The sequence below is a fragment of the Janthinobacterium sp. BJB446 genome (assembly GCF_002735655.1).
Lineage (GTDB): Bacteria > Pseudomonadota > Gammaproteobacteria > Burkholderiales > Burkholderiaceae_D > Janthinobacterium > Janthinobacterium lividum.
Genome location: NZ_PDZK01000004.1, coordinates 184,515 through 209,608 on the forward strand (window position 1 = coordinate 184,515; position 25,094 = coordinate 209,608).

Here is a 25,094-nt window from a genome sequence, read left to right on the forward strand (position 1 = left end):
CGTTTTTTTTGACATGAAGTAGGTGTTGCCCTGCGGAATAGCACGCGCCAGGCCCCTGATGCTGATTTTTTTGCAGTAGAATGCAAGAAATTTACTGCTCCCATTGTTGCCGTACGGAACATCTGGCCTGCCGCAGTTTCACTTTGATAAATGTTTATGTCCAAAAGCCCGTCGCAGAAGCCTATCGAAATCAAGATTTCCACCGTCGTTGCTGTCTCCGCCATTCTGCATAGCGCCGATACGCAGGCACTCGATGCCGCCTTGCGCGACATGACGGGAGGCGTGGCCGACTTTTTCGAGGACGACCTGGCCGTGCTGGACGTGGCGGCCTTGCCGCCCGGCGGCGTGCCCATCGACTGGGCCGCCCTCGTGGCCCTGCTGAAAAAATACCGCTTGAATGCCGTGGCTGTGCGCAATGCGCCGGCCGACATGCATGACGCCATCCTGGCGCAAGGCTTGAGCCTCGACAGCGGCAAGACGCGCGACGATGCGCCGCCCAAGGATGGCCCCAAGGATACGCCCACGGCGGCGGCCCAGTCGGGCGCCGACGCGCAAGTGATGGTGATCGACACGCCCGTGCGGGCCGGCCAGCGCATCTATGCGCGCGGCTGCGACCTGATCATCACCGCCGTCGTCAACAATGGCGCCGAAATCATCGCCGACGGCAGCATCCACGTGTATTCCTCGCTGTATGGCCGCGCGCTGGCCGGCGCCTCGGGCAATCCCCAGGCGCGCATCTTCGCGCTGGCCATGGAACCGGAACTGGTCTCGATCGCCGGCGTGTACCGCACGTTCGAGGATGGTTTCCCCCCAGAAATGGCGCGCGGACCCGCGCAAATTCGTTTGGCTGGAGACAGAATCGATATACACTCTGTCAATCCGGTCACTCCCGTGAACCGCTCTTAAGCTGCACAATTCAAGAGATATCTGAAAAGGATTATTTGTGGCAAGAATTATTGTTGTGACGTCCGGCAAGGGCGGTGTCGGCAAGACGACCTCTAGCGCCAGTTTTTCCACTGGCCTGGCCATGCGCGGCCACAAGACAGCCGTGCTCGACTTCGACGTGGGCCTGCGTAACCTCGACCTGATCATGGGTTGCGAACGCCGCGTCGTCTACGACCTGATCAATGTGATCAACAAGGAAGCAACGCTGAACCAGGCCCTGATCAAGGACAAGCACTGCGACAACCTGTTCATCCTGCCCGCCTCGCAAACGCGCGACAAGGATGCCTTGTCGGAAGAAGGCGTGGAACGCGTGTTGAACGACCTGATCAACATGGGTTTCGAGTTCATCATCTGCGATTCGCCGGCCGGCATCGAGCATGGCGCGCTGATGGCGCTGACGTTTGCCGACGAAGCCATCATCGTCACCAACCCGGAAGTGTCGTCGGTGCGCGATTCGGACCGCATCCTCGGCATCCTGCAAGCCAAGTCGCGCCGCGCGCAGACGGGCGGCGAGCCCGTCAAGGAACATTTGCTGATCACCCGCTACTCGCCGAAACGCGTGGAATCGGATGAAATGCTGTCCTACCAGGACGTGCAGGAAATCCTGCGCATCCCGCTGGTGGGGATCATTCCGGAATCGGAGCAAGTGCTGGCCGCCTCGAACCAGGGCAATCCGGCCATCCATTTCACGGGCACGGACGTGGCGCAAGCCTATGAAGACGTGGTCTCGCGTTTCCTCGGCGAAGATGTCGAGTTGCGCTTTACCAACTATGAAAAGCCTGGATTACTCCAGCGCATTTTTGGGGCGAAGTGATATGGCCTTGCTTTCTTTCCTGTTCCCCCCCAAGCCGAAGACGGCCACCGCGGCCAAGGAACGCCTGCAGATCATCATCGCCCGCGAACGCAGCGGACGCGATGGTCCGGACTTCCTGCCCGCCCTGCACAAGGAATTGATCGCCGTCATTTCCAAGTACACCAAGGTCAATGCCGACGACATCAAGATTTCGCTGGATCGCCAGGGCAACCTGGAGGTGCTCGATGTCAACGTCGTGCTGCCGGACGCCTAAGCGTTAATCCGGCCTGACCGTGAGCAATTCCTGCGCCACCGCGGCGCAGGCGTTCACGTGCTGGTTGCCGATCTGGCGGAATACGGCGTAGCCGATGGCTGCCGCCACCGCCTGTCCGGCAAACGGCACGAAGCGCGCCACCTGCTTGGTGGCAATCTTGACGCCACTGCGCTTGAGCAGGTGGAGAATCAGTTCGCGCGATACCAGCTTTCCCACCAACATGCCGCCCATGCCCACCGCCGCGCGGTAGGCCATCATCTTGAACTGCGGGTTGAGGCGCTCGATCTGCTCGGGCGTGAGGCCGAATTCGTGGTTGATATCATTGATCAGCATGGAAAACAGACCGACATCCGACATCAGGTCGATGCCGGGAATGGGAATGGCCGAAGCGCCCGCCGACATCATGGCACGCCGCTGCACCAGGCGCCGGCAACGCTCGCGCACTTGCTCGATTTCGGCACGACTGCCCGGTATCAGTGTCCAATCGGTAGTGCTCTTGTCTGACATGGCCGTTTCTCCGCGAGTAGGGGGTAGATGAACAAGTGTAACGTAAAGGCCTCAGCTGCCGATTTCACTGGACACAGTTGCAATCTCTGTTATATTTCACTTGAGCATTCCTTAACATTACGATAAGCAGAGCGGACCGTCTGTTTGTTGCTACACACTCCAGCCAATTATGCGAATTGCCGTACTCGATAGCGACCATAGCCAGGCAGAACTGATCTGCCAGGTGCTCACCGCCGCCGGCCACGCTTGCCACGAGTTTCAAAGTGCCAAGGACATGCTGGGGCAACTGCGCAAGGACAGTTGCGACATGCTCATCCTCGACTGGCATGTGAGCGATCTGGACGGTGCAGAAGTCTTGCGCCGAGCCCGGGAAAAACTGGCGCCCAAGGCACCCGTGTTGTTTATGACCAACAGTTCCGGCGAAGACGACGTGGTGGCGGGCATGACGGCAGGCGCCGACGACTACATGATCAAGCCCCTGCGGCGCAGCGAGCTGACCTTGCGCACCCAGGCGCTGCTGCGCGTGGCCTACCCGGCCCAGAATGGCGCGGAATACTTGCAATTCGGTCATTACACATTTGAAACCCGCCCCGGCCGCCTGCTGCGCGATGGCGAAGTACTGGATGTGACACACAAGGAATTCGCCCTGGCGCTGCTGTTTTTCCGCAACCTGGGCCGTCCTTTGTCGCGCGCCTACATCCACGAAGCCGTGTGGCAGCGCGACACAGCCTTGCCTTCGCGCACCATGGATACCCACGTCTCGCGCGTGCGCAACAAGCTGCAGCTGAAACCGGAACACGGCTACAGGCTGGTGCCCGTCTACAGCTACGGTTATCGCCTGGAAAAACTGGGCGGCTGAACGGCGGCAAACGGCTGACCTGCTCAAAGCGCGGGCACAAAGCGCTATAATGTCGGCATAAGTCATCCCAACAGCCCTGAAATGCAACTGCTCGCCGTCGGCCTCAACCATACCACCGCCCCAGTGTCGCTCCGCGAACAGCTGGCGTTTGCGCCTGAGCAATTGGGTTCGGCGGTGATGGCGGCGCGCACCTGGTTCCAGCGCATCGACTTGCGTGACAACGACGAAGCGGCCATCCTGTCGACCTGCAACCGCACCGAGCTGTATGCGGCCAGCCACGTGCCCAATCCGCTCGACGCGGGCGCGCATTTCCTGGCCGATTATCACAAGCTCAACTACAGCGAGCTGCGCCCCCACTTATATATGCTGCCGCAGCACGATGCCGTGCGCCACACCTTCCGCGTCGCCTCCGGGCTCGATTCGATGGTGCTGGGCGAAACGCAGATCCTGGGGCAGATCAAGGACGCCATCCGCACGGCCGACGAAGCGGGCGGCCTGGGCACGTATCTGCACCAGTTGTTCCAGCGCAGCTTTTCCGTCGCCAAGGAAGTGCGCAGCAGCACGGAAATCGGCGCGCACAGCGTGTCCATGGCGGCCGCCGCCGTACGCCTGTCGCAGCGCATCTTCGACAAGATCGCCGAGCAGAACGTGCTGTTCATCGGCGCCGGCGAAATGATCGAATTGTGCGCCACGCACTTCGCGGCGCAAAACCCGAAAAGCATCACCATTGCCAACCGCACCATGGAACGGGGCGAGGAACTGGCGCACCGCTTCAACGGCACGGCCATCCGCCTGGCCGACCTGCCGGAGCAGCTGCACCAGTTCGACATCGTCATCTCGTGCACGGCGTCGTCCTTGCCGCTGCTGGGCCTGGGCCTGGTCGAGCGCGCCATCAAGGCACGCCGCCACAAGCCCATGTTCATGGTCGACCTGGCCGTGCCGCGCGACATCGAAGCGGAAGTGGGCCGTTTGAACGACGTCTTCCTGTACACGGTCGACGACCTGGGCAAGGTCGTGCAGACGGGCCTGGAAAGCCGGCAAGCGGCCGTGGCGCAAGCCGAAGCCATCATCGAGACGCGCGTGCAATCGTTCATGAGCTGGCTCGATGACCGCGCCATGGTGCCCGTGATCCAGCATTTGCATGAAAACAGCGAAGCGCTGCGCCTGATGGAAGTGGAACGGGCGCGCAAGATGCTGGCCAAGGGCGCCGACATCGACGCCGTCCTGGAAGCGCTGTCGAAAGGCTTGACGGCCAAGTTCCTGCACGGCCCGCAGCAGGCGCTGCACCACGCGCAAGGCGACGAGCGCAAGCAGCTGGTCACCCTGCTGCCAAAACTGTTCCGCCCCCGCCGTTAGCGCAGCCCCGCTGGCCGCCCGCGCGCGACCACCCCCTGCCCGCCTGCCGGGCCTGCACCATCCCTACACTCTTTTACCGCGAATCGCTATGAAACCATCCATGCTGGCCAAACTCGATCAACTGGCGAACCGCCTGGTCGAACTCGACGAACTGCTGATGCACCCGGACGCCACGTCGAACATGGACAGCTACCGCAAGATGACGCGCGAGCACGCCGAACTGGGTCCGCTGGTCGCCCTGTACCATTCCTACCAGGAAGCGGGCAACGATATTACGACAGCGCAAGAGATGTTGTCCGATCCGGACATGAAGGAATTCGCCCAGGAAGAAATCGAGGCGGCCAAGACCACCATGGCGCGGCTGGAGCGCGAATTGCAAACCATGCTGCTGCCGAAGGATGTCAATGACGAACGCAATATCTTCCTGGAAATTCGCGCCGGCACGGGCGGCGATGAATCGGCCCTGTTCGCCGGCGACTTGCTGCGCATGTACACGCGCTTTGCTGAACGCAACCGCTGGCAGGTGGAACTGGTGTCGGCATCCGACTCCGACCTGGGCGGCTACCGCGAAGTGATCGTGCGCGTAGTGGGTAACGGCGCGTATTCAAAGCTGAAATTCGAGTCGGGCGGCCACCGCGTGCAGCGCGTGCCGGCCACGGAAACGCAAGGCCGCATCCACACGTCCGCCTGCACGGTGGCCGTGATGCCGGAAGCCGATGAAGTGGAAGACGTCAACATCAACCCGGCCGACCTGCGCATCGACACCTACCGCGCCTCGGGCGCCGGTGGACAGCACATCAACAAAACGGACTCCGCCGTGCGCATCACCCACTTGCCGACCGGCATCGTGGTGGAATGCCAGGATGACCGCAGCCAGCACAAGAACAAGGCGCAGGCGATGAAAGTGCTGGCCGCGCGCATCAAGGACGTGCAATTGCGCGAACAGCAATCGAAGGAAGCGGCCACCCGCAAGAGCCTGATCGGCTCGGGCGACCGCAGCGAGCGCATCCGCACCTATAATTTCCCGCAAGGCCGCCTGACGGACCACCGCATCAATTTGACCTTGTATAAGCTGGACTTCATCATGGATGGAGATTTGACGGACTTGACGAATGCGCTGGCGGCAGAGCACCAGGCGGAGCTTTTGGCAGCGCTGGGCGATTAACCCCTAGAGCAAGGGCCGGGGTCGGACCCTGAGGGTCCGACCCCAGATTCTGCCTTTGGGTTTAAGTTTGTAGGTCGGCTTAGCGCGCAGCGCGTAAGCCGACAGCTTTAAGTAGCGGCTAAGCAATAAGAATCCAGCCTTGTGCGAAAATGACCAGCTCGATTCCATCCACCTCACCGTGTCGCCCATGAAAAATTCACGCACCGTCCTCCTGTCGATCGCCGCCCTGTGTTTCCTGATGCTGGGCGTGGCCATGTATTTGCAGCATGCCATGAACATGGCGCCGTGCCCGCTGTGCGTGATCCAGCGCTACCTGTTCCTCGCCATCGGCATCGCCTGCCTGGCCGGCGCGGCCGCCAACCGTCCAAAGATCGGCGCCGGCATCGGCTTGCTGGCGGCCCTGGGCGGGCTGGGCGTGGGCGCCAAGCACCTGTACGTGCTGGCCAACCCCGGCTTCTCGTGCGGCATCGATCCGGTGGAAACGGCGCTGAACAAGATTTTCACGGCGCAAGTCATGCCCTTCATGTTTGAATCCTATGGCGCCTGCGAAAACGCCGGCGAGCCGTTTTTCGGCCTGTCTATTCCGCAATGGGCGTTCATCTGGTTCGCCATTTTTAGCGTCGGCCTGCTGTGGATCTTGCTGCGCCGTCAGAAATAATTGAAAGCACCATGTCAGAAACACTGATCCCCGCCGGCAGCACTGTCGGCGCCCTGCAAATACGTCCACTGCTCGATCCGCTCGACAACCGCATCCTGCTGGGCCATGCGCTGGGCCTGTCGCGCGTGAGCCTGATCACGCAATCGGAGCGTGTGCTCACTCCCGATGAAGCGGAACGCCTGTCCAGCTTGCTGGCACGCCGCCTGCAGGGCGAGCCGATCGCCTACATCGTGGGCCAGCGCGAATTCTTCGGCCTGCCGTTCGAGGTGAACGACGCCGTGCTGATCCCCCGCCCCGACACGGAAGTGCTGGTGGAACTGGCGCTCGAGCGCCTGCCGCCCGGCGGACGGGTGCTCGACATGGGCACGGGCAGCGGCGCCATTGCCGTCGCGCTGGCGCACACGCGGCCCGACGCCGTCGTCACGGCCCTGGATGTCAGCAGCACGGCGCTGGCCGTGGCGCGCCGCAACGCCAGCGCCAATGGCGTCAACATCACCTTCATGGCCAGCGACTGGTTCGAAGCGCTGGGCACGGAAAAGTTCGACCTGATCGTCTCGAATCCCCCCTACATCGCCAGCGGCGACCGCCACCTGGCCGAAGGCGATCTGCGCTTCGAGCCTGCCGGCGCGCTGACCGACCATGCGGATGGCCTGTCGGCCCTGCGCACCATCGTCTCCGGCGCCGCGCGCCACCTGGCGTCAGGCGCCTGGCTGCTGATGGAGCACGGCTATGACCAGGCAGCATCCGTGCGCGGCTTGCTGGCCGACGCCGGCTACAGCAAAGTGCAAAGCTGGCGCGACCTGGCCGGCATCGAACGAGTCAGCGGCGCCCGCCTGGGCTGACCGCCGCCACCTGCGCAAAGCTTGACCCGGCAGCGCGCCAGATCCCCCCGCAGTTTGTTAAAATATCAAGCGAATTCCTGACCGAAGCGCCGTCCCCGCTCCCCGGGGCGGACGCTGGCGACGCGGCGTTTTTTGGGCCGGCGCCGACGCATTTGCCAAAATTCGGTTAATCTCAGCACAAATTATTTATATGCTGCACAAGAAAGGAAGCTCAAATTGCCCAACCTGTTGACTCGCCGCCTGGCATTGCTGACCGAAGATGCCAACCGCGCGCTGCTGGGCGGCTTGCGCGGCATCGAGCGTGAAACCCTGCGCGTCGACCACGCCGGCCATCTGGCTTCCACGCCCCACCCCGTTGTCCTGGGTTCGGCGCTGACGCACCCAGAAATCACCACCGACTACGCCGAAGCGCTGCTCGAATTCATCACCCCGGCCGAAGCCGACATCGGCGTCACGCTCGACAAGCTCGACACCGTGCACCGCCACGCCTACAGCCGCCTGGGCGACGAGTTGCTGTGGAGCCAGTCGATGCCGTGCCAGCTGCCGCCCGAAGCGGACATCGAAATCGCCAACTACGGCAGCTCGAACATGGGCATGCTCAAGCACGTCTACCGGCGCGGCCTGGCCTTGCGTTACGGCAAAGCCATGCAATGCATCGCCGGCATCCATTACAACTATTCGCTCGACGAACAGCTGTGGCAAGTGCTGGCCAGCAATCCGGACACCAGCGCCAGCCCAACACACGCGGCGGCCACGCCGAAAGACGTGCAGTCGGAAAGCTATCTGGCGACGATCCGCAATTTCCGCCGCTACAGCTGGCTGCTGATGTACCTGTTCGGTGCTTCGCCGGCCCTGTCCGCCGGTTTCCTGCGCGGCCGCGCGCACAAGCTCGACACCTTGTCCGACGACACCTTGTTCCTGCCGTATGCCACCAGCCTGCGCATGAGCGACCTCGGCTACCAGAACGATGCCCAGTCCGGCCTGCGCCCGCACGAAAACAGCCTGGAAGATTACGTCAACGCGCTCACGCATGCCGTCAACGACCCGTATCCGCCGTACGAAGCGCTGGGAACAAAAAAAGAGGGCGAGTGGATCCAGTTGTCCACCAACGTGCTGCAGATCGAAAATGAATACTATTCGACCATCCGCCCGAAACGCGTGATCCGCACGGGCGAGCGCCCGATCCAGGCCCTGTGCCTGCGCGGCGTGCAATACATCGAAGTGCGCTGCATGGATGTCGACCCGTTCGAACCGGTCGGCATCAGCCTGGAAACGGGTCGCTTCCTCGACGCGTTTCTGCTGTTCTGCGCGCTCGACGACAGCGCTCCCATCTCGGCTGAGCAAAGCGCCTGCTACACGAACAATTTCGCCCGCACCGTCAAGGAAGGCCGCAAGCCGGGCTTGACCCTGCGCCGCGATGGCGAGGACATCACCCTGCAGGCGTGGGGCGAGGAATTGCTGGCGCGCATCGCCCCCGTGGCGGCCCTGCTGGACGCGCGCCTTGGCGGCACGCAGCACGCGGACAGCCTGGCGGCGCAAGCCATCAAGCTGGCCGACCCGGATGCGACGCCATCGGCAAAGGTCCTGGCCGAGCTGCGCGCCAACGGCGGCTCGTTTGCCGCCTTCGGCCTGCGCCAGAGCGAGCGCCACGCCGCCTATTTCCGCACGCATCCGGCAACACCGGAACAAAGCGCGTATTTCGACGAGATGGCCGCCAGCTCGCTGGCCGAGCAGCGCGCCATGGAAGCGGCGCCAGCCGGCAGCTTCGACGATTTCGTCGCCGCCTACCGTGCCAGCACCCTGTGTTCGCACACCTGATCCTGCCTGACTTCCTGCCTGGCGCCCCATGCTGACCTTCTACAATGAATTGCACAGCCAGCATCGGGGCCGCTTCGAAATGTTTCGCGGCACCATGGTGCCCTGCTTCGAGACGCCCGAGCGGGCCGACATGGTGGTGGCCGAACTGGGACGGCGTAACCTGGGCCGCATCGTCACGCCGCACGGCGTGCCGCTGACCTCGCTGGAGCGCATCCACACGCCCCGTTACCTGCATTTCCTGCGCCACGCCTGGCACGACTGGCTGGCGCTCGACCCCGACAATGCGGGCAGGGATGCCTTGCCGTCCGTGTGGCCCGTGCGCACCCTGCGCAGCGACATCGAACCGGACGACTTCACGGCCAAGCTGGGCCTGTACTCGATGGACAATGGCACGCCGCTGACGGCCGGCACGTGGACGGCGGCCAAGACGGGCGCCGACTGCGCCGTCAACGCGGCCCACGCGCTGCGCCTGGGCGAGCGGGCCACGTTTGCCCTCACCCGCCCGCCGGGCCATCACGCGGGCAGCGATTTCTTTGGCGGCTACTGTTTTCTCAACAACGCGGCCCTGGCCGCGCAGCATCTGCTCGACGACGGCGCCCGCAAGGTCGCCATCCTCGATATCGATTACCACCACGGCAACGGCACGCAAAGCATCTTTTACCAGCGCGACGACGTGCTGTTCGCCTCCATCCACGCCGACCCGCGCAGCGAATATCCGTTTTACCTGGGGCACGCCGATGAAACGGGCAGCGGCGCGGGGCTCGGCTACAACGTCAACCTGCCGCTGCCGTCCGGTAGCAGCACGGCCAGCTGGTTCGCCGCGCTGGAAACGGCCTGCCTGCGCATCAATATGTATGCGCCCGACGCGCTGGTGGTCTCGCTCGGTGTCGATACTTTCGCCGGCGACCCGCTATCGCACTTCTCCCTGCAAAGCGGCGACTACCTGCGCGTGGGCGAGCGCCTCGCGCATCTGAACCTGCCCACCGCCTTCATCCTCGAAGGGGGCTACGCGGTGAAGGAAATCGGCATCAATGTCGTCAATGTGCTCGAAGGCTTTGAAACGGCTGATTAAGAGCGCCTGACAGAACCGTAGCGAGCGGCAGTGAGTTGCGGCTGAGAGGCGCAGCTGTGCGAATGCACAGTGAGCATCGGAGGCCGCAAATCGCGACGCGCAGTAGATTATGTCAGGAGCTCTAAGCCGGCCTACATATTCCGGAACAACGCCATGAACGGCTGGCTCACGGCCAGGGTTTCCGGCCGCGTCTTCAGGCGCAAGGCGCCGCGTCCCACTTCGTCGCGCGTGACGGACGCCACCATCTTCATGTTGACGATGGTGGAGCGGTGGATCTGCTTGAAGATGGCCGGGTCAAGCACGTCGAGCAGTTCGCGGATCGGCTTGCGCAGCAGCGCCTCGCCTTCCGCCGTCATGACGGCCGTGTACTTGGTGTCGGACTGAAAATAGGCGATGTCTTCCACCATGATCAACCGCGTATCCTTGCCGCTGCTGGCCGTCAGCCATACCAGCGGCGGCGACTTGGCGGCCGCCGGCAAGGCGCTGCTCAATTGCTGCAGCAGGCCGGCCAGCGCGCCGTCATCCACCTGGGTCTTGCCGGCCCGTGCCTGCACGCGCTGCAAGGTCGCTTGCAGGCGCTCGCGGGCTATGGGTTTCAATAAATAATCGACGGCGCCCTTGTCGAAGGCGTCGATCGCGTACTGGTCGTAGGCGGTGACGAACACCACCTGCGTGGCGGGACTCGCTTCGAGCGCGCCGGCCGCCACTTCCAGCCCCGTCAATCCCGGCATGCGGATGTCGAGGAAGGCGATGTCGGGCTGATGCGTGGCGATGGCGTCGAGCGCGGCACCGCCGTCGTCGCAGGCGGCGACGATGCGCAAGCTGGGCCACTCGTCAGCCAGCAGGGCCACCAGCGCATCGCGCAGCAGGGTTTCGTCTTCGGCGATGACGCACGTCATCTCGGGCTTATGCATAGGAGACTCCCTGCGCCGTGCTGTCTGGCACCGTGATGGTGGCCGTCACGCCATCGGGGAAATTGGCGAGGATGGAAAACGACGCGGCCGCGCCATAGGTCAGGCGCAGGCGTTCGCGCACATTGCGTAAACCAATACCCGTGCCGGCGCCATCGTCGCTGAAGCCCTTGCCGTCGTCGGCCACCGTGACGATCACCGTGCCGTCGCCGCTGCGCGCCATGATCCAGATGGTGCCGCCGCCGCTTTTCGGCTCCAGGCCGTGCTTGATGGCGTTTTCCACCAGGGTTTGCAGCATCATCGGCGGCAGCTCCGCCTGGCGCAGGTATTGCGGCACCTCGATCTGCAGGTTCAGGCGTCCACCCATGCGGATTTTCAGGATATCGAGGTAGGCGCGCGCCCGTTCCAGTTCCGTGCCCAGGGTCGACATGGCTTGCTCCGTGCGCGGCAACGAGTGGCGCAGGTACAGGATCAGATTACCCAGCATCTCGTCGGCACGCAGGGGATCGCTGCGCGTGAGCAGCTGCGCGCTGGCCAGGGTGTTGTACAGGAAGTGCGGTTCCACCTGCGCGTGCAGCAGGCTCAGTTTGGCCACCGTGAGTTCCTTTTCCGTCACCGTCTGGCGCGCCTCGGCCTGCTCGCCGCGGCGGCGCTGCGCCACCCGGCGCGTCATCGCCCGCGTCACCGCTTCCGCGTTTTCCAGGTTGCTGCCATGGTCGACGAGGAACCAGTCGGTCCAGGCATTGCGCGCCGGCTCGCAGATCAGGGTCACGCTGCCCGCCTCGCCATTCGGCGTCACGGTGGCGAGAATCTGGTTCGGCCGCGGTTCAATGAAGCTCAGCAAGCGTATGCGGGGCAAGCCCGTGTGCGTGTAGGGCGCGGCGCGGCGCACGCGGGCCTGCACCTGCAGGCTGTCGCGCGCGCTTTCGACCACTTCGCTGCCCGGCAGTTCGTGGATGGCCGCGTCGATCATGTCGAACGCTTCGCCCGCCTCGAACGGGATCTCGATCTGGCGCCGCTGGCGGCTCGACAGGGTGCCGGCATTGACGGTGCCGGCGATCAGGCGCACGCGCCGCACGTGCGAAAACGCATTCGTGATGACGGCGCTGGCCAGCAGCGCCCCAACGATGACAAAAAAGCCTTCCGTCCGCCCGAAGATATAGCGCAGGAAATTCTCGACCAGGATCGCCGTGGCGATGATGTAGGTGACCATCGTGGCCAGGGTGATGCGCAGGATAAAGAAGAGGCTAGTCATGATTTTTCCTTGGGGTGTGAAGTGGGGCCAAGCATAACCACCGACCCCACCGGCGGTGGCCATTATGCGATGGAAGGGCAATACTGGCGACAAAGGCAAGAAAATAAAGCATAAATCCGCGCCCTTCCCAAATAAAATAGCTTGCAATTAAATAGCGCGCGATATATATTGAGCACATGGACGCCGCAAATCGCTTCTTCAGACGGGCATCCTGGGGCAGTAGCCCACGAAACAAGTAGCACACTATTTAGTCGTTAACTATTTAACTCACCGAGGAAAACCATCATGTCGATCAAACAAGTCCTGTACCGCGCTCAAGCCACCGCCACCGGAGGCCGCGAAGGCCGTGCCGTGTCGTCCGACAATGTGCTGGACGTCAAGCTGACCACGCCAAAAGAACTGGGCGGCAATGGCGCCGTCGGCACCAATCCGGAACAACTGTTCGCTGCCGGCTACTCGGCCTGCTTCATCGGCGCCATGAAATTCGTCGGCGGCCGCGACAAGATCGCCCTGCCGGCGGACCTGTCCATCGAAGGCAACGTCGGCATCGGCGCCATCGAAACGGGCTTCGGCATCGAAGTGGAACTGAAAATTTCGCTGCCAGGCATGGAACGCGCCGCCGCCGAAGCGCTGGTCGCCGCCGCCCACATCGTGTGCCCCTACTCGAACGCCACGCGCGGCAACATCGACGTCACCTTGACGATCGTCTAAGCGTAACTGGGCTGCGGCGCATCGCGCTCTGCCGTCAAAACCGCACTGCCTGCATGGCAATGCGGTTTTTTTTGCGTGCGCCTTTAAAATGACGCTCTTTCCCTGATTTTTCGGAGCACTCATGATCGCTTGGCAATGGAACACGTTCGACGAACTCGGCCCCCACGATTTGTACCAGGTGCTGGCCTTGCGCCAGCGCGTGTTCGTCATCGAACAGCAGTGCATTTACCCGGACCTCGATGGCCATGACCAGCAAGCCATGCATTTGCTGGGCTGGCAAACGGCCGATGGCCAGCGCCGGCTGGCCGCGTACCTGCGCGTGCTGGCGCCCGGCGCCAAGTATGTGGAAATGTCTCTGGGCCGCGTGCTGACGGCGCCCGAGGCGCGCACCACGGGCGCCGGCAAGCATCTGCTGGCGGAAGGCATCGCGCGCGCGGAACGCCAGCACCCTGGCCACGCCATCCGCATCGGCGCCCAGCAGTATCTGGAGCGCTTCTACCAGTCCTTCGGCTTTGTCACCGTCAGCGCGCCCTACGATGAAGACGGCATACAGCACGTCGACATGCTGCGCGCGGTGCCGCCGGGACCGGCGGCATGACGACGGCCCTCATTTCCTGGAGCGGCGGCAAGGATTCCTGCCTGGCCCTGTGGCGCGCGCGCAACGCCGGCACGAGCGTGCCGCTGTTGATCACGGCCATGGATGAAGACGGCCGCAAGTCGCGCTCGCACGGCGTGCCGCCCGCGCTGCTCGAGGCGCAGGCAGCCAGCCTGGGCGCGCGCCTGCAGCGCTATCACGCCAGCTGGGCCAGCTACGAAGAGCAATTCATCGCCATGCTGCGCGCGGCGAAAGACGAAGGCATCGCCCACGCCATCTTCGGCGACATCGACTTGCAGCCGCACCGCGACTGGGAAGAAAAAGTCTGCGCCGCGGCCGGCCTGACGGCCCACCTGCCCCTGTGGGGCGAGGATCGCCGCGCGCTGGTCGATGAGTTCCTTGCCGCCGGCTTCAAGGCCATCGTCGTGTGCATCAATGGCCAGCACTTGCCGCGCGCATTTTGCGGGCGCGAGTTCGACGCCGCCTTCCTCGCCGACCTGCCGCCCGGCGTCGACGCCTGCGGGGAAAACGGCGAATTCCACACCTTCGTCTACGACGGCCCCGCCTTCAGTGCACCGGTGGCGCTGCGCCGCACGCAAGTGCTGCAATTTGACGCGCCAGCCAATCTGGGCGGCGCCACCTACTACTTCCAGGAACTGGCGCCAGTTTGAATTGGCCGCAAAAGCAAAAAGGGCGACTCCATGGAGTCGCCCTTTGTCCGTGCACCTTGCGCGTGCTTACTTTTTCTCCACTTTTCGCAGCGTGATGTCGAACACCAGGCCGGCGTAAGGCGGGATCACCACAGCACCCGTCGCGTCACGGGTGCCGCTCACGCCATAGCCCAGGTCATACGGAATGAGCAGGCGGCGCGTGCCGCCTTCCTGCATGCCGACCATGCCACGGTCCCAGCCCAGGATATGTTTGCCGATACCCAGGATAAACGTATAACCCGAGAGAGAAGGAGACGCGTCGAATTGCACGCCTTTGCCGTCCGGCTTGCTCGCGTCGTACAGCCAGCCCGTGTAGACCACCGTCAAGGTATCGCCCGCTGCGGCGGCCGTGCCGGTGCCTTTCACCAGGTCGGGAAAGGCGAACTCTTTCACTTGCGTGTTCGGGTCAAGCACGACCGGCTTCTCGGTGTTGGCAGCAGCGCCGCAAGCGGTCAGGGCCACGGCGCAAGCGAGGGTGGCGATCATTTGAAATACCGATTTCATGGTTTCCCTTTAAATATTGGTGTGTGGCTAAGCCCGTACGGTGCGGACCGGTACGGGCTGGAGTTTAACAGGACTCGCGTAGCCCATTTGTAAGCAGACGTAAGCAAGGCAGTATGTGTGTCTCGATGCAACGTTGACACAATATCTATATTTCCACCTGCGTGCCCAGTTCGATCACCCGGTTGCTCGGGATCTGATAGTAGTCGGCCGCCGTGCGCGCATTGCGCGACATGGTGACGAACAGGTGCTCGCGCCATGGCATCATGCCGGCGCCCGGCGTCGAAATGATGGTCTGGCGCGCGATGAAGAACGACGTTTCCATCATCTCGAAATCCAGTCCCTGCTCGGCGCACTGCGCCAGCGCGGCCGGAATGTCCGGTTCATCCTTGAAGCCGTAATGCACATTGACCTGGTAGCACTGGTGGCCCAGGTCCACCACGCGCACGCGCTCGGAAGGCGCCACCCACGGCTCTTCATGCATGAAGACGGTCAGGAAGATCACCCGCTCATGCAACACTTTGTTGTGCAGCAAGTTATGCAGCAACGCATGCGGCACGCCATCCGTTTCGCCGCGCAGGAAGATGGCCGTGCCGGGCACGCGCAGCGGCGGCGCGATGAACAGCGACGAAAGGAAATCGTCGAGCGGAATCGCATGCTTTTCCAGGTTCTGGAATACCAGCTGGCGGCCCCGCTTCCAGGTCAGCATGACGATGAACAAAATCGAGCCCAGCAGCAGCGGGAACCAGCCGCCGTGGAACAGTTTCAGCGCCGTGGCCGACACCAGGTTGACGTCGATGATCAGGAAAAAGCCCGTGGCGGCCCAGCACAGGGCCAGGTTCATCTTCCAGCGGTAGCGGATGACGAAGAAGGTCAGGATGGTGGTCGACAGCATGGTGGCCGTCACGGCAATGCCGTAGGCGGCGGCCAGGTTTTCCGAGGAACCGAAACCGATGACGGCCAGCAGCACCACGGCCAGCTGCAGCCAGTTCACGGCGGGAATGTAGATCTGCCCGATTTCGCTTTCCGACGTGTGGCGCACGCGCATGCGCGGCAAGAAGCCCAGCGCGATCGCTTGCTTGGTCATCGAGAAGGTGCCGGAAATGGTCGCCTGCGAGGCGATCACGGTGGCCATGGTCGACAGGATCACCAGCGGATACACGCTCCACGCGCCCAGCTGCTGGTAAAACGGATTCGAGACGGCTTCCGGATGCGCCAGCAGCAAGCCGCCCTGTCCCAGGTAGTTCAGCGCCAGCGCGGGAAAGGCGATCAGGAACCAGGCCAGGCGGATAGGCTTCTTGCCGAAATGGCCCATGTCGGCGTACAGCGCCTCGGCACCCGTCAGCGCCAGCACCACGGCACCCAGGGCAACGAAGGCGACAAAGCCGTTATTCATCAGGAAAGTGGCCGCGTGCAGGGGATTGAGTGCGGCCAGGATGGCCGGCGACTTGATGATGTTGACCACGCCCATGCCGGCCAGCGCGGCAAACCACAACACCATGATGGGGGCAAAATAGCGGCCGATGCCGGCCGTGCCGTGCGACTGCACCGAGTACAGCGCCACCAGCACCACCATCGTCAGCGGCACCACATACGGACTGAAGGCGGGCGTGGCCACTTCCAGGCCTTCGATCGCCGACAGCACGGAAATGGCCGGCGTGATCACGCTGTCGCCATAGAACAGGGTGGCGCCGAAGACGCCGATCACCATCAGCGGGAAATGCCAGCGCGACAGGCGGCTGACGGACGACAGCACCAGCGCCATCAGGGCCATGATGCCGCCCTCGCCGCGGTTGTCGGCACGCAACACCAGGGTTACGTACTTGAGCGAGACGATCAGGGTCAGGCCCCAGAAAATCAGCGAGACGATGCCCAGCAGGTTCTCGTGCGAGAGCAGCAGGCCGTGGGCCGGGTCAAAGACGGTCTTCAGGGTGTACAGCGGACTGGTGCCGATATCGCCGTAAACGATGCCCACGGCCGCCAGCGTCATGCCGGCAAGGCCGCTTTTTTTATGTTCCGACGTCAAGGTTGCACCCGTTTTTGTTTTGTTGCATCGCACAATATGATAGGTATTAGCAAATAGCAAGAGTATTTTTGCATGGTTCCGCAGCTGCCCCAAAGTCGTGGTTTTGTGCCGCTCCGCCTTGCTGCGCGGGCTTGCGGCATTAATTTGTTGCCATTCTACGCCTCGCCAGCGGCGCCGGGCAGCCCCCGATGTTTTCAGCCATAATGACAGACTGTCTACTCTCCAGCGAAGCCCATCATGAATCCAGGCATGCTCTACGCCTCCCTCGCCTTCCTCTGCTGGGGCCTGTTCCCCCTGTACTTTCACGCCATCGGCGAGATCGCGCCACGGGAAATCCTGGTGCACCGCATGGTCTGGTCGCTATTGTTCCTGGGCATCGTGCTGACCGTGCGCCGGCAGTGGAGCTGGCTGGGCAGCCTGAAAGCGCAGCCCAGGGTGGTGGCCAGCTTCGTGGCCAGTGCGTTCTTGCTGTCCGCCAACTGGTTCATCTATATCTGGGCCGTCAACAACGGCCACGTGGTCGACGCCAGCCTTGGCTACTTCATTACGCCCCTGATCAATGTCATGCTGGGCTTTTTGCTGCTGCACGAGCGCCTGCGCCGCCTGCAGTGGCTGGCCATCGGCCTGGCAGCCTGCGGCGTGGCCTGGCTCACCTGGCAGGCGGGGCAGGTGCCGTGGATCGCCCTGCTGCTGGCGGCCACCTTCGGCGGCTATGGCTTGCTGCGCAAGACGGCCGCGCTGGGCGCGCTCGAAGGCTTGTCGTTCGAGACATTGATTCTGTTCCCCCTGGCGCTGGCCTATATGCTGTGGCTGGGCTGGCATGGCCAGAGCGGCTTCGTCAATACAGATTCCACCGCCACGCGCGCGCTGCTGCTGGCGTCCGGCCCCATCACGGCCATTCCCCTGCTGCTGTTTGCCGCCGGCGCGCGCCGCCTGCCGCTGGCCGTGCTGGGGCTGCTGCAATACATCGCCCCCACGGGGCAGCTGCTGATCGGCGTGTGGGTCTTCCACGAATCGTTCACGCCCGAGCGCATGCTGGGCTTCCTCGTCATCTGGACGGCGCTGGGCCTGTATGCGGCCGAGGGCCTGTGGACGGCCCGCAAGGCGCGCGCCGCCGCCTAGTCTTGCCCCTGGCGTCCGTTTCCGCAGCGCGCAGCGCTGGCCGGAAGCGGGCGTTTACCGTATCCTGTCCGTCTTTGTATATCACCCGAGATTTCTAATGGCAAATTACGTCTACACCATGAATCGCGTGGGCAAAATCGTCCCGCCCAAACGCCAGATTCTGAAAGATATTTCCCTCTCCTTCTTCCCAGGCGCGAAGATCGGCGTACTGGGCCTGAACGGCTCCGGCAAATCGACCCTGCTGAAAATCATGGCAGGCATCGACACCGACATCCAGGGCGAAGCCGTGCCGATGCCGGGCCTGAACATCGGCTACCTGCCGCAGGAACCACAGCTGGACCCGGAAAAGACCGTGCGCCAGGAAGTCGAGTCGGGCCTGGGCGAAGTATTTGAAGCGCAAGCCAAGCTGGAAGCCGTGTACGCCGCGTATGCCGAGGAAGACGCCGATTTCGACGCCCTGGCCACGGAACAGGCACGCCTGGAAGCGATCATCTCGACTTCCGACGGCGGCAATTTGAATTTGCAGCTGGAAATGGCCGCCGACGCGCTGCGCCTGCCGCCATGGGACGCCAAGGTCGGCGTGCTGTCCGGCGGTGAAAAGCGCCGCGTGGCACTGTGCAAGCTGCTGCTGTCGAAACCCGACATGCTGCTGCTCGACGAACCGACCAACCATCTGGATGCGGAATCGGTCGACTGGCTGGAACAATTCCTGCTGCGCTTCCCCGGCACCGTGGTGGCCATCACCCATGACCGCTACTTCCTCGACAACGCGGCAGAGTGGATCCTGGAACTGGACCGCGGCAGCGGCATTCCATGGAAGGGTAACTACTCGACCTGGCTGGAGCAGAAGCAAGCCCGCCTGAAGCAGGAAGAATCGACGGAATCGGCGCGCCAGAAGGCGCTGCAGAAGGAATTGGAATGGTCGCGCCAGAACCCGAAAGCGCGTCAGGCCAAATCAAAAGCCCGCCTGGCCCGCTTCAACGAGTTGTCCGAGCACGAATACCAGAAACGCAATGAAACGCAGGAAATCTTCATTCCCGTGGCCGAGCGCCTGGGCAATGACGTCATCGAGTTCAAGAACGTGTCGAAAGCGTTCGGCGACCGTTTGCTGATCGATAACCTGAGTTTTACCGTGCCGCCAGGCGCCATCGTCGGCATCATCGGCCCCAACGGCGCCGGTAAGTCGACCCTGTTCAAGATGATCACCGGCAAGGAACAGCCGGACAGCGGCGAAGTGGCCATCGGCCAGACGGCACGCGTGTCCATCGTCGACCAGAACCGCGATTCGCTGGCCGACAACAAGTCCGTCTTTGAAGATGTGTCCGGCGGCGCCGACATGCTGACTGTGGGCCGCTTTGAAATGCCGTCGCGCGCCTATCTGGGCCGCTTCAACTTCAAGGGTTCGGACCAGCAAAAAATGGTCGGCAACCTGTCCGGCGGTGAGCGTGGCCGTCTGCACCTGGCGAAAACCCTGCTGATGGGCGGCAACGTCCTGCTGCTCGATGAACCATCGAACGATCTGGACGTGGAAACCTTGCGCGCACTGGAAGACGCCTTGCTGGAATTTGCCGGCAGCGTCATGGTCATTTCCCATGATCGCTGGTTCCTCGACCGTATCGCCACGCATATCCTGGCATTCGAAGGCAACTCGCAGGTCACCTTCTTTGACGGCAACTATCAAGAGTACGAAGCCGACAAGAAGAAACGCCTGGGCGAAGAAGGCGCGAAACCAAAACGTATCCGCTACAAGCCGTTGACCACGTAATTTCGGTTCGGCCATGCAAAAAGGCAGTTACCTCGCGGTAACTGCCTTTTTTTTCAGCAAACTTCCAGTTTTTAAAACCGTAGCGAGCGGCAACGAATTGTGGCTGAGAAGCGGAGCTGTGCTATAGCACAGTGAGCATCGGAGGCCGCAAAGCGTGCCGCGCAGTAGGTTTTTAGAAGTTGTAGCGTGCGCCCAAAGCGAGGCCGGTGGCCTTGCGGCCCTGGTCGGCGCTCTTGCCGAAGTGTTCCACTTCCGCCGTCAGCGAGACTTTCTCGTTGATCGCGTACTGGGCACCGAGGGAAGCGTACACGCCCGTCTTGTCGTTGCCGCTGATGCCAGTCGACAGGCCGGTGCCGCTCAAGCTGTTCTTGACCTTGGCCACGCCGAGCTTGCCGAATACACCGACCTTGTCGGTCACGGGCATGGTGGCCTTGCCGGCCAGATAGTAGCCGTGCGAATCGCTTTTCACGGAACCGTTGCCGGCGCCAGTGACATAGCTGTAATCCTTGCTGCCGAAATCGGCGTAGCCGCCCTCGACCGCCCAGGTTTTATCGAAATCGTAACCGGCGAAGATCTTGGCGCCGGCCTTGTAGCCGCTGTGATTATCGGCGCTGGTGGCGCCAGGAATATCGAAGTTATAACGGTTGCCCGTGACGCCAGCACCCACATAGGCGCCTTCGGCGTGTGCGGCGCTCATGCCGGTCAGTGCGGTAACGGAAGCGATCATTGCAAACAGGATTTTCTTCTTCATCATGTTCTCTCTCTCAATTAGTTGACTTGCCTGGATTCGCAGTTCAGCGAAGTGCGATGACTACACAATAACAGCCGAAAAAAGCTACGTCTTTCTCCATTCCGTAAGAACTGTGACAAGATGTAAGCCAACATTCCAAACTGACAATAACCGTAAAATGCGCACTGTTAAGCGAACTTAAGATAGACTTAAGAACATTAGCGATTTTCAGTCAAGAGGAGAAGTGCATGCACAAACGCCAGTTTCTCGCCGCCGCCATGGCTGCCAGCGCCCTGCCCGCCATAAGCAGGGCGGCACCCGCCGGCCTGCGCGGTCCGGCCCTGCTGACCATCACGGGCAGCATCGACAAGCCGAACCGGGGTCCGTTCGACGCCGTGCGCGACCAGATGATGCACAAGCAAAAGATCAGTTTTGAGCGGGCGCGCGCCTTCGACTTCGCGGCGCTGGCGAACTTGCCGGCACGCACCATCCACCCCACCCTGGAATACGATGGCAAGGCGCATGCCCTGCGCGGGCCGCTGCTGGTCGATGTATTGAAGGCGGCGGGCGCGCCTGAGGAAGATGCCGTGCGGCTGCTGCTGCGCGCCGTGGATGGCTATGCGGCGGCGCTGACCATGGCACAGGCGCGCGCACAGCGTTTTATTGTCGCCACCCACCTGGACGGGCAGGCGATGGCGCTGGGCGGCCTGGGACCGCTATGGGCGATCCACGATGCGGACCGCATCGCGGCCGTGGCGGCGCTGCCCCTGGCCGAACGCTACACCAGCTGCCCGTGGGCGCTGTATCACATTGGCGTGGAGGCCGGTTGACGCTACTTAAAACGCCAAACAAAACCGTAGCGAGCGGAAGGAAGAGGTGGCTGAGAAGCGGAGCTGTGCTAATGCACGGGACCGCCGAGGCAGTGAGCATCGCAGGCCGCCTATACCGACGCGCAGTAGGTTTTGATAGGCGTTTAGGCGTAGGCTTCCGCCATCGACATAACCCGTGGGGCGATAGTGATGCCGTGTTCCTCGAACAGGGCCGTGATGGCCGCCAGGTTGTGCGTGCACTCCTCGGTTTTCCAGCCCTTGAAGATATCCGTGCCATCCTTCTGGAAATGCAGGTCCAGCACCTTGCCCGCATCCTTGTGCAGGTAGGGCGAACTATAGGTGTTCTCGAAGCCGAGCGCCTTCAATTGCCCCAGCAAAGCCGATGGTGGATGGTCGGGATCGGTGGCGAGAAAAATGCCGAAGGTCTTGCCAGGCGGCTTGGCGGCGATGTCGACCTCGTAGATGCCGGGGGCCTTGCTGACAGACGTACTCTTTAAAAATAACATACAACACTCCCTGCGCGTAATGTCCCGCGCCTGAAACGGGCGGCAAGACAGGGGCGGTGCGCAATGATTCCCCTCGTCAAATCTTATTGCTAATTTGCATCTTTGTCGACAAATCGGCACTTTTATTTGGTAAGTCGTGGTTATCTTGTCGCGTTCAGCAAGGTAAATTGTCAATAAATCCAGTTATCATTGCGCCAATACCCGCCCTGCTGCATACTTTTGGCTTGCGTCACGATTGCCTTCCCGCCGGCCACTCCTCGTCTCCATGCGTCTTCTGTCGATCAAGTACCGCCTGCTCATCCTCCTGACCCTGATCCTGGGTGCGGGCTTCATGGCCACCAGCCTGGCCAGCTACCTGGCGTCGCGCCAGTCCATCGAACATGGTATCGCCGACCAGACCTTGCCGCTGACGGGCGACAATATCTATTCCGAAATCCAGAAGGACATGCTGCGCCCCGTCTTCATTTCCTCGCTGATGGCGCACGACACCTTCGTGCGCGACTGGATACTCGCCGGCGAAAACAAGCCGGAACAGATCGTGCGCTACCTGGCCGAAGTCAAGAAGAAATACGGCGCCATCACCAGCTTTCTCGTCTCGGACAAGAGCAGCAAATATTATTACGCGGAAGGTACCCTGAAATCCGTCAGCCCGCAGGCGACGCGCGACATCTGGTACTACCGCGTGCGCGCCATGGAAAATAGCGACTATGAAACGAATGTCGACGTGGACATGGCCAACCGCGACAGCATGACCATCTTCATCAACCACCGCGTACTCGACTACGACGGCCGGTTCATCGGCGCCACCGGCATCGGCCTGACTCTGGACACCATGAGCCACATCATCGACCGCTACCAGGCGCGCTTTCACCGCAACATCTATTTTGTCGATGGCGCCGGCACCCTGGTGTTGGCGGGCAAGACCATGCGCAACGGGCACGGCAACATCCGCAGCCTGCCCGGCGTGAACGCCATTGCCGGACAGATCATCAACCACCAGAGCGAACCGACGCATCTGTCGTACCAGCTGGGCCACGCGCAAATCCTCGTCAACTCGCGTTTCATTCCCGAACTGGGCTGGTACCTGGTGGTCGAGCAGAACGTCAGCGACGAAGTCCAGTCGCTGCAGCGCGTCTTCATCCTCAACCTGGCCATCAGCTTTGGCGTCACCCTGCTGGTACTGGTGCTGACCTTGCTGACGGTGAACCGCTACCAGCGCCGCATCGAGCGCATCGCCTCGACGGATGCGCTGACCGGGCTATTGAACCGCCAATCGCTGGAATTGCTGTTCCAGCGCGCCATGCTCCTGTCCAGACGCAACGAGCAACCGATGTCCGCCATCCTGTTCGACATCGATTTCTTCAAGCGCGTCAACGATACGCACGGCCACCTGTGGGGCGACAAGGTCATCCGTGGCGTGGCCGACGTGGCGCGCGCCACCGTGCGCGAAAGCGATGTCATCACGCGCTGGGGCGGCGAGGAATACCTGGTATTGCTGAATAACTGCAACCTGGCCAAAGCGGAGGAAGTGGCGGAAAACCTGCGCGCCGCCATCGAAGGCCACGATTTCGGCTTGCCCGAACCGCAGGTACCCGTGACGATCAGCCTGGGCGTGGCCGAGTACCGGCCAGAGGAAAGCGAATCGGCCTTCTTTTCGCGCGCAGACAGTGCGCTGTATCAGGCCAAGCAGCACGGCCGCAACGGCGTGCACGCCGCCTGAGTCATCCCCCCCGCTTGCGCCTGGCCAGATCCTGCGTGGGCGCCACCAGCGCCCGGTACAACTCGCCCGTGGCGGCATCCCAGCTTTGCACGGCCAGCTGCTGGCGTTGCACGGTGGCCGAATCGCCGCGCGCGATGGGGCCGGACAGCGCGGGCGCGGCGCCCAGGCGGAACACGTTCGCCACCGCTTCCGTCACCAGAGGCTGCGCCAGTTCGCGCGCCACCGGCTCGGGAATGCCGGCCGCCTGGTAGGCGCGCAAGGCGGCGTCGAGCACCGTCACCAGGTAATTGCTGGCGAAGACGGCAGCGGCGTGATACAGGGTCTTGGCGGCCGGGTCGATGGGCACGGGGCGCGCGCCGATGGCGTTCAATGCCGGCGTGAGGAAGGCCAGCGCCAGCGGATCGCCTTCGACGCCGCAAAACGTGCCGTCAAAGGTGGCGGCCACCTGCTGCGGGTCGGCAAAGCTGCGGATCGGGTGGGCGCTGGCGACAAAGGCACCGGCCTGCGTGGCGGCCAGCAGCGCGTTCGACGCCAGCGCGCCGCTGCAGTGGAACACGATGGCGCCCGCCTGGCGTCCTTCGGCCACCAGCGCCGCGCAGGCGGGGCCGATCTGGTCGTCCGCCACGGCCAGCATGGTGACGTCGGCGCGCCGCAAGGCCGCATAGCTGGCGACGGGAGTGCCGGCGCCCATGAAATCGACGGCCGATTGCGCCGATGCCATCGAGCGTGTCAGTACGTCCTGCACGGCGACACCCTCCACGCCGGCGAACAAACGGCCCAGCACACGGCCCACATGGCCGGCGCCGATGATATTCAGGGTGACGTTCATGTCTAGAAACTTGATCCCGGCTGGCGCAGGAATTCCAGCTCCTGCGGCGTGGAAGCGCGGCCCAGGATGGCGTTACGGTGCGGGAAGCGGCCAAAGCGGGCGATCACTTCCTGGTGCCGCTCGGCGTAGTCGAGCATGCCGTCAAAGCCGGGCTGCGCCTGCGACAGCAGCTGGAACAGCTCGACGGCGCGCGCCTGCATGGCCAGGTCTTCCGCGTGTTCGAACGGCAGATAGGCGAAGGCGCGCAGCATCGGCGGCAGCTGCTGATCAAGGCCTTGCTCGGTCAAGTATAGAGCCAGCGCCAGCGCCCGGGCGTCGCCGGCAAAGGCGCGCGGCGTGCCGCGATACACATTGCGCGTGAATTGATCGAGCACGATGAGGCGCGCCAGCGCGCCATGCGGCGTCGTGTCCCACTCGCGCAAGCCACCCTCGATGGCGGCATCGATCAGCGCGCCGAAACGGTCGCGTATCTGCGCGTCAAAGCCGTCATCCTTGCGGAACCACTCCATGCGCGACTGGCCGTAATCCGGGTTATCCGGCGGCAGAAACCAGAAATCGAGTACCTCTTGGGCCTGTGCATCCATGTCCATCCTT

General features: G+C 62.7%; 26 protein-coding genes. 17 read left to right on the plus strand and 9 right to left on the minus strand.

Translation table 11 applies throughout. The features are described 5' to 3' along the window. Positions 1-156 precede the first annotated feature (156 nt). From minC to minE, 3 genes are read left to right on the plus strand one after another with little or no spacing between them, the layout of a single operon-like run. Entirely contained in the window at positions 157-906 is a 750-nt protein-coding gene (gene minC, locus CSQ92_RS22900; protein WP_099395602.1) for a septum site-determining protein MinC, read from the plus strand. Positions 907-943: 37 nt separating this feature from the next. Beyond that, positions 944-1,759, plus strand: coding sequence for a septum site-determining protein MinD (gene minD, locus CSQ92_RS22905; RefSeq protein WP_034783730.1), 816 nt, complete (start codon positions 944-946; stop codon positions 1,757-1,759). 1 nt (position 1,760) lies between these two features. After that, a complete protein-coding gene (gene minE / locus CSQ92_RS22910) occupies positions 1,761-2,012 on the plus strand; it encodes a cell division topological specificity factor MinE (protein WP_034752886.1) in 252 nt (83 codons plus the stop codon). 3 nt (positions 2,013-2,015) lie between these two features. On the opposite strand, the gene CSQ92_RS22915 is transcribed toward minE, so the two are convergent. Beyond that, positions 2,016-2,519 carry a hypothetical protein gene (locus CSQ92_RS22915; RefSeq protein ID WP_034783732.1) on the minus strand — a complete coding sequence of 168 codons (504 nt, stop codon included), beginning with the start codon at positions 2,517-2,519 and terminating at the stop codon, positions 2,016-2,018. A 169-nt stretch (positions 2,520-2,688) separates the two neighbouring features. Here CSQ92_RS22915 and CSQ92_RS22920 point away from each other — a divergent pair, with 169 nt between their 5' ends. The 7 genes from CSQ92_RS22920 to CSQ92_RS22950 all read left to right on the plus strand — a co-directional run bounded on the left by CSQ92_RS22920 (position 2,689) and on the right by CSQ92_RS22950 (position 10,289). Continuing rightward, positions 2,689-3,378, plus strand: coding sequence for a response regulator transcription factor (locus tag CSQ92_RS22920; RefSeq protein ID WP_034783734.1), 690 nt, complete (start codon positions 2,689-2,691; stop codon positions 3,376-3,378). 81 nt (positions 3,379-3,459) lie between these two features. Further along, positions 3,460-4,734 carry a glutamyl-tRNA reductase gene (gene hemA / locus CSQ92_RS22925; protein WP_099395487.1) on the plus strand — a complete coding sequence of 425 codons (1,275 nt, stop codon included), beginning with the start codon at positions 3,460-3,462 and terminating at the stop codon, positions 4,732-4,734. 88 nt (positions 4,735-4,822) lie between these two features. After that, positions 4,823-5,899: a peptide chain release factor 1 gene (gene prfA, locus CSQ92_RS22930; RefSeq protein ID WP_034783736.1), complete on the plus strand. Its 1,077-nt coding sequence runs from the start codon at positions 4,823-4,825 to the stop codon at positions 5,897-5,899. A gap of 139 nt (positions 5,900-6,038) precedes the next feature. Then, positions 6,039-6,557, plus strand: coding sequence for a disulfide bond formation protein B (locus tag CSQ92_RS22935; RefSeq protein ID WP_373606062.1), 519 nt, complete (start codon positions 6,039-6,041; stop codon positions 6,555-6,557). A gap of 11 nt (positions 6,558-6,568) precedes the next feature. Continuing rightward, positions 6,569-7,399, plus strand: a complete 831-nt coding sequence (prmC, locus tag CSQ92_RS22940; protein ID WP_099395488.1) for a peptide chain release factor N(5)-glutamine methyltransferase — start codon at positions 6,569-6,571, stop codon at positions 7,397-7,399. 216 nt (positions 7,400-7,615) lie between these two features. Next, positions 7,616-9,217: a glutamate--cysteine ligase gene (gene gshA / locus CSQ92_RS22945; protein WP_099395489.1), complete on the plus strand. Its 1,602-nt coding sequence runs from the start codon at positions 7,616-7,618 to the stop codon at positions 9,215-9,217. Positions 9,218-9,245: 28 nt separating this feature from the next. After that, the gene (locus tag CSQ92_RS22950) at positions 9,246-10,289 is read left to right on the plus strand and encodes a histone deacetylase family protein (RefSeq protein ID WP_070258399.1); all 1,044 of its coding nucleotides are present in this window, start codon (positions 9,246-9,248) and stop codon (positions 10,287-10,289) included. A gap of 131 nt (positions 10,290-10,420) precedes the next feature. Here CSQ92_RS22950 and CSQ92_RS22955 read toward each other — a convergent pair whose 3' ends face one another. Both CSQ92_RS22955 and CSQ92_RS22960 read right to left on the minus strand, forming a co-directional pair. Further along, positions 10,421-11,203, minus strand: a complete 783-nt coding sequence (locus CSQ92_RS22955) for a LytR/AlgR family response regulator transcription factor (RefSeq protein ID WP_099395490.1) — start codon at positions 11,201-11,203, stop codon at positions 10,421-10,423. Next, positions 11,196-12,455 (minus strand): histidine kinase, encoded by a 1,260-nt coding sequence (locus CSQ92_RS22960; RefSeq protein ID WP_099395491.1) that lies wholly within the window; start codon positions 12,453-12,455, stop codon positions 11,196-11,198. Before CSQ92_RS22960 ends, CSQ92_RS22955 begins: the two co-directional genes overlap by 8 nt. A gap of 285 nt (positions 12,456-12,740) precedes the next feature. Here CSQ92_RS22960 and CSQ92_RS22965 point away from each other — a divergent pair, with 285 nt between their 5' ends. The 3 genes from CSQ92_RS22965 to CSQ92_RS22975 all read left to right on the plus strand — a co-directional run bounded on the left by CSQ92_RS22965 (position 12,741) and on the right by CSQ92_RS22975 (position 14,432). Further along, positions 12,741-13,166, plus strand: a complete 426-nt coding sequence (locus tag CSQ92_RS22965) for an organic hydroperoxide resistance protein (protein WP_034783746.1) — start codon at positions 12,741-12,743, stop codon at positions 13,164-13,166. A 121-nt stretch (positions 13,167-13,287) separates the two neighbouring features. Next, positions 13,288-13,764 carry a GNAT family N-acetyltransferase gene (locus tag CSQ92_RS22970; protein WP_070258394.1) on the plus strand — a complete coding sequence of 159 codons (477 nt, stop codon included), beginning with the start codon at positions 13,288-13,290 and terminating at the stop codon, positions 13,762-13,764. Next, on the plus strand, positions 13,761-14,432 hold the full coding sequence (locus CSQ92_RS22975) for a diphthine--ammonia ligase (protein ID WP_099395492.1): 672 nt from the start codon (positions 13,761-13,763) through the stop codon (positions 14,430-14,432). Before CSQ92_RS22970 ends, CSQ92_RS22975 begins: the two co-directional genes overlap by 4 nt. Positions 14,433-14,498: 66 nt before the next feature. Here CSQ92_RS22975 and CSQ92_RS22980 read toward each other — a convergent pair whose 3' ends face one another. Both CSQ92_RS22980 and CSQ92_RS22985 read right to left on the minus strand, forming a co-directional pair. Beyond that, positions 14,499-14,975, minus strand: a complete 477-nt coding sequence (locus CSQ92_RS22980; protein WP_070258391.1) for an FKBP-type peptidyl-prolyl cis-trans isomerase — start codon at positions 14,973-14,975, stop codon at positions 14,499-14,501. A 145-nt stretch (positions 14,976-15,120) separates the two neighbouring features. Then, entirely contained in the window at positions 15,121-16,998 is a 1,878-nt protein-coding gene (locus CSQ92_RS22985) for a potassium transporter Kup (protein ID WP_070258389.1), read from the minus strand. 237 nt (positions 16,999-17,235) lie between these two features. Here CSQ92_RS22985 and rarD point away from each other — a divergent pair, with 237 nt between their 5' ends. Next, positions 17,236-18,120 (plus strand): EamA family transporter RarD, encoded by an 885-nt coding sequence (gene rarD, locus CSQ92_RS22990; protein WP_099395493.1) that lies wholly within the window; start codon positions 17,236-17,238, stop codon positions 18,118-18,120. A gap of 97 nt (positions 18,121-18,217) precedes the next feature. Then, positions 18,218-19,885 carry an energy-dependent translational throttle protein EttA gene (gene ettA, locus CSQ92_RS22995; protein WP_034783756.1) on the plus strand — a complete coding sequence of 556 codons (1,668 nt, stop codon included), beginning with the start codon at positions 18,218-18,220 and terminating at the stop codon, positions 19,883-19,885. A 172-nt stretch (positions 19,886-20,057) separates the two neighbouring features. On the opposite strand, the gene CSQ92_RS23000 is transcribed toward ettA, so the two are convergent. Continuing rightward, on the minus strand, positions 20,058-20,639 hold the full coding sequence (locus CSQ92_RS23000) for a porin family protein (RefSeq protein ID WP_034783757.1): 582 nt from the start codon (positions 20,637-20,639) through the stop codon (positions 20,058-20,060). A 224-nt stretch (positions 20,640-20,863) separates the two neighbouring features. Here CSQ92_RS23000 and CSQ92_RS23005 point away from each other — a divergent pair, with 224 nt between their 5' ends. After that, the gene (locus tag CSQ92_RS23005; protein WP_034783760.1) at positions 20,864-21,445 is read left to right on the plus strand and encodes a molybdopterin-dependent oxidoreductase; all 582 of its coding nucleotides are present in this window, start codon (positions 20,864-20,866) and stop codon (positions 21,443-21,445) included. 143 nt (positions 21,446-21,588) lie between these two features. On the opposite strand, the gene CSQ92_RS23010 is transcribed toward CSQ92_RS23005, so the two are convergent. Then, complete coding sequence (locus tag CSQ92_RS23010; RefSeq protein WP_070258385.1) at positions 21,589-21,951, minus strand: hypothetical protein; 363 nt, start codon at positions 21,949-21,951, stop codon at positions 21,589-21,591. A 265-nt stretch (positions 21,952-22,216) separates the two neighbouring features. On the opposite strand from CSQ92_RS23010, the gene CSQ92_RS23015 reads away from it, so the two are divergent. Next, positions 22,217-23,671, plus strand: a complete 1,455-nt coding sequence (locus tag CSQ92_RS23015) for a sensor domain-containing diguanylate cyclase (protein ID WP_099395494.1) — start codon at positions 22,217-22,219, stop codon at positions 23,669-23,671. A gap of 1 nt (position 23,672) precedes the next feature. On the opposite strand, the gene CSQ92_RS23020 is transcribed toward CSQ92_RS23015, so the two are convergent. Further along, on the minus strand, positions 23,673-24,500 hold the full coding sequence (locus CSQ92_RS23020; RefSeq protein WP_099389742.1) for a Rossmann-like and DUF2520 domain-containing protein: 828 nt from the start codon (positions 24,498-24,500) through the stop codon (positions 23,673-23,675). Between the two features lie 2 nt (positions 24,501-24,502). Next, positions 24,503-25,090, minus strand: coding sequence for a DUF924 family protein (locus CSQ92_RS23025; RefSeq protein ID WP_099395495.1), 588 nt, complete (start codon positions 25,088-25,090; stop codon positions 24,503-24,505). Positions 25,091-25,094 lie beyond the last annotated feature (4 nt).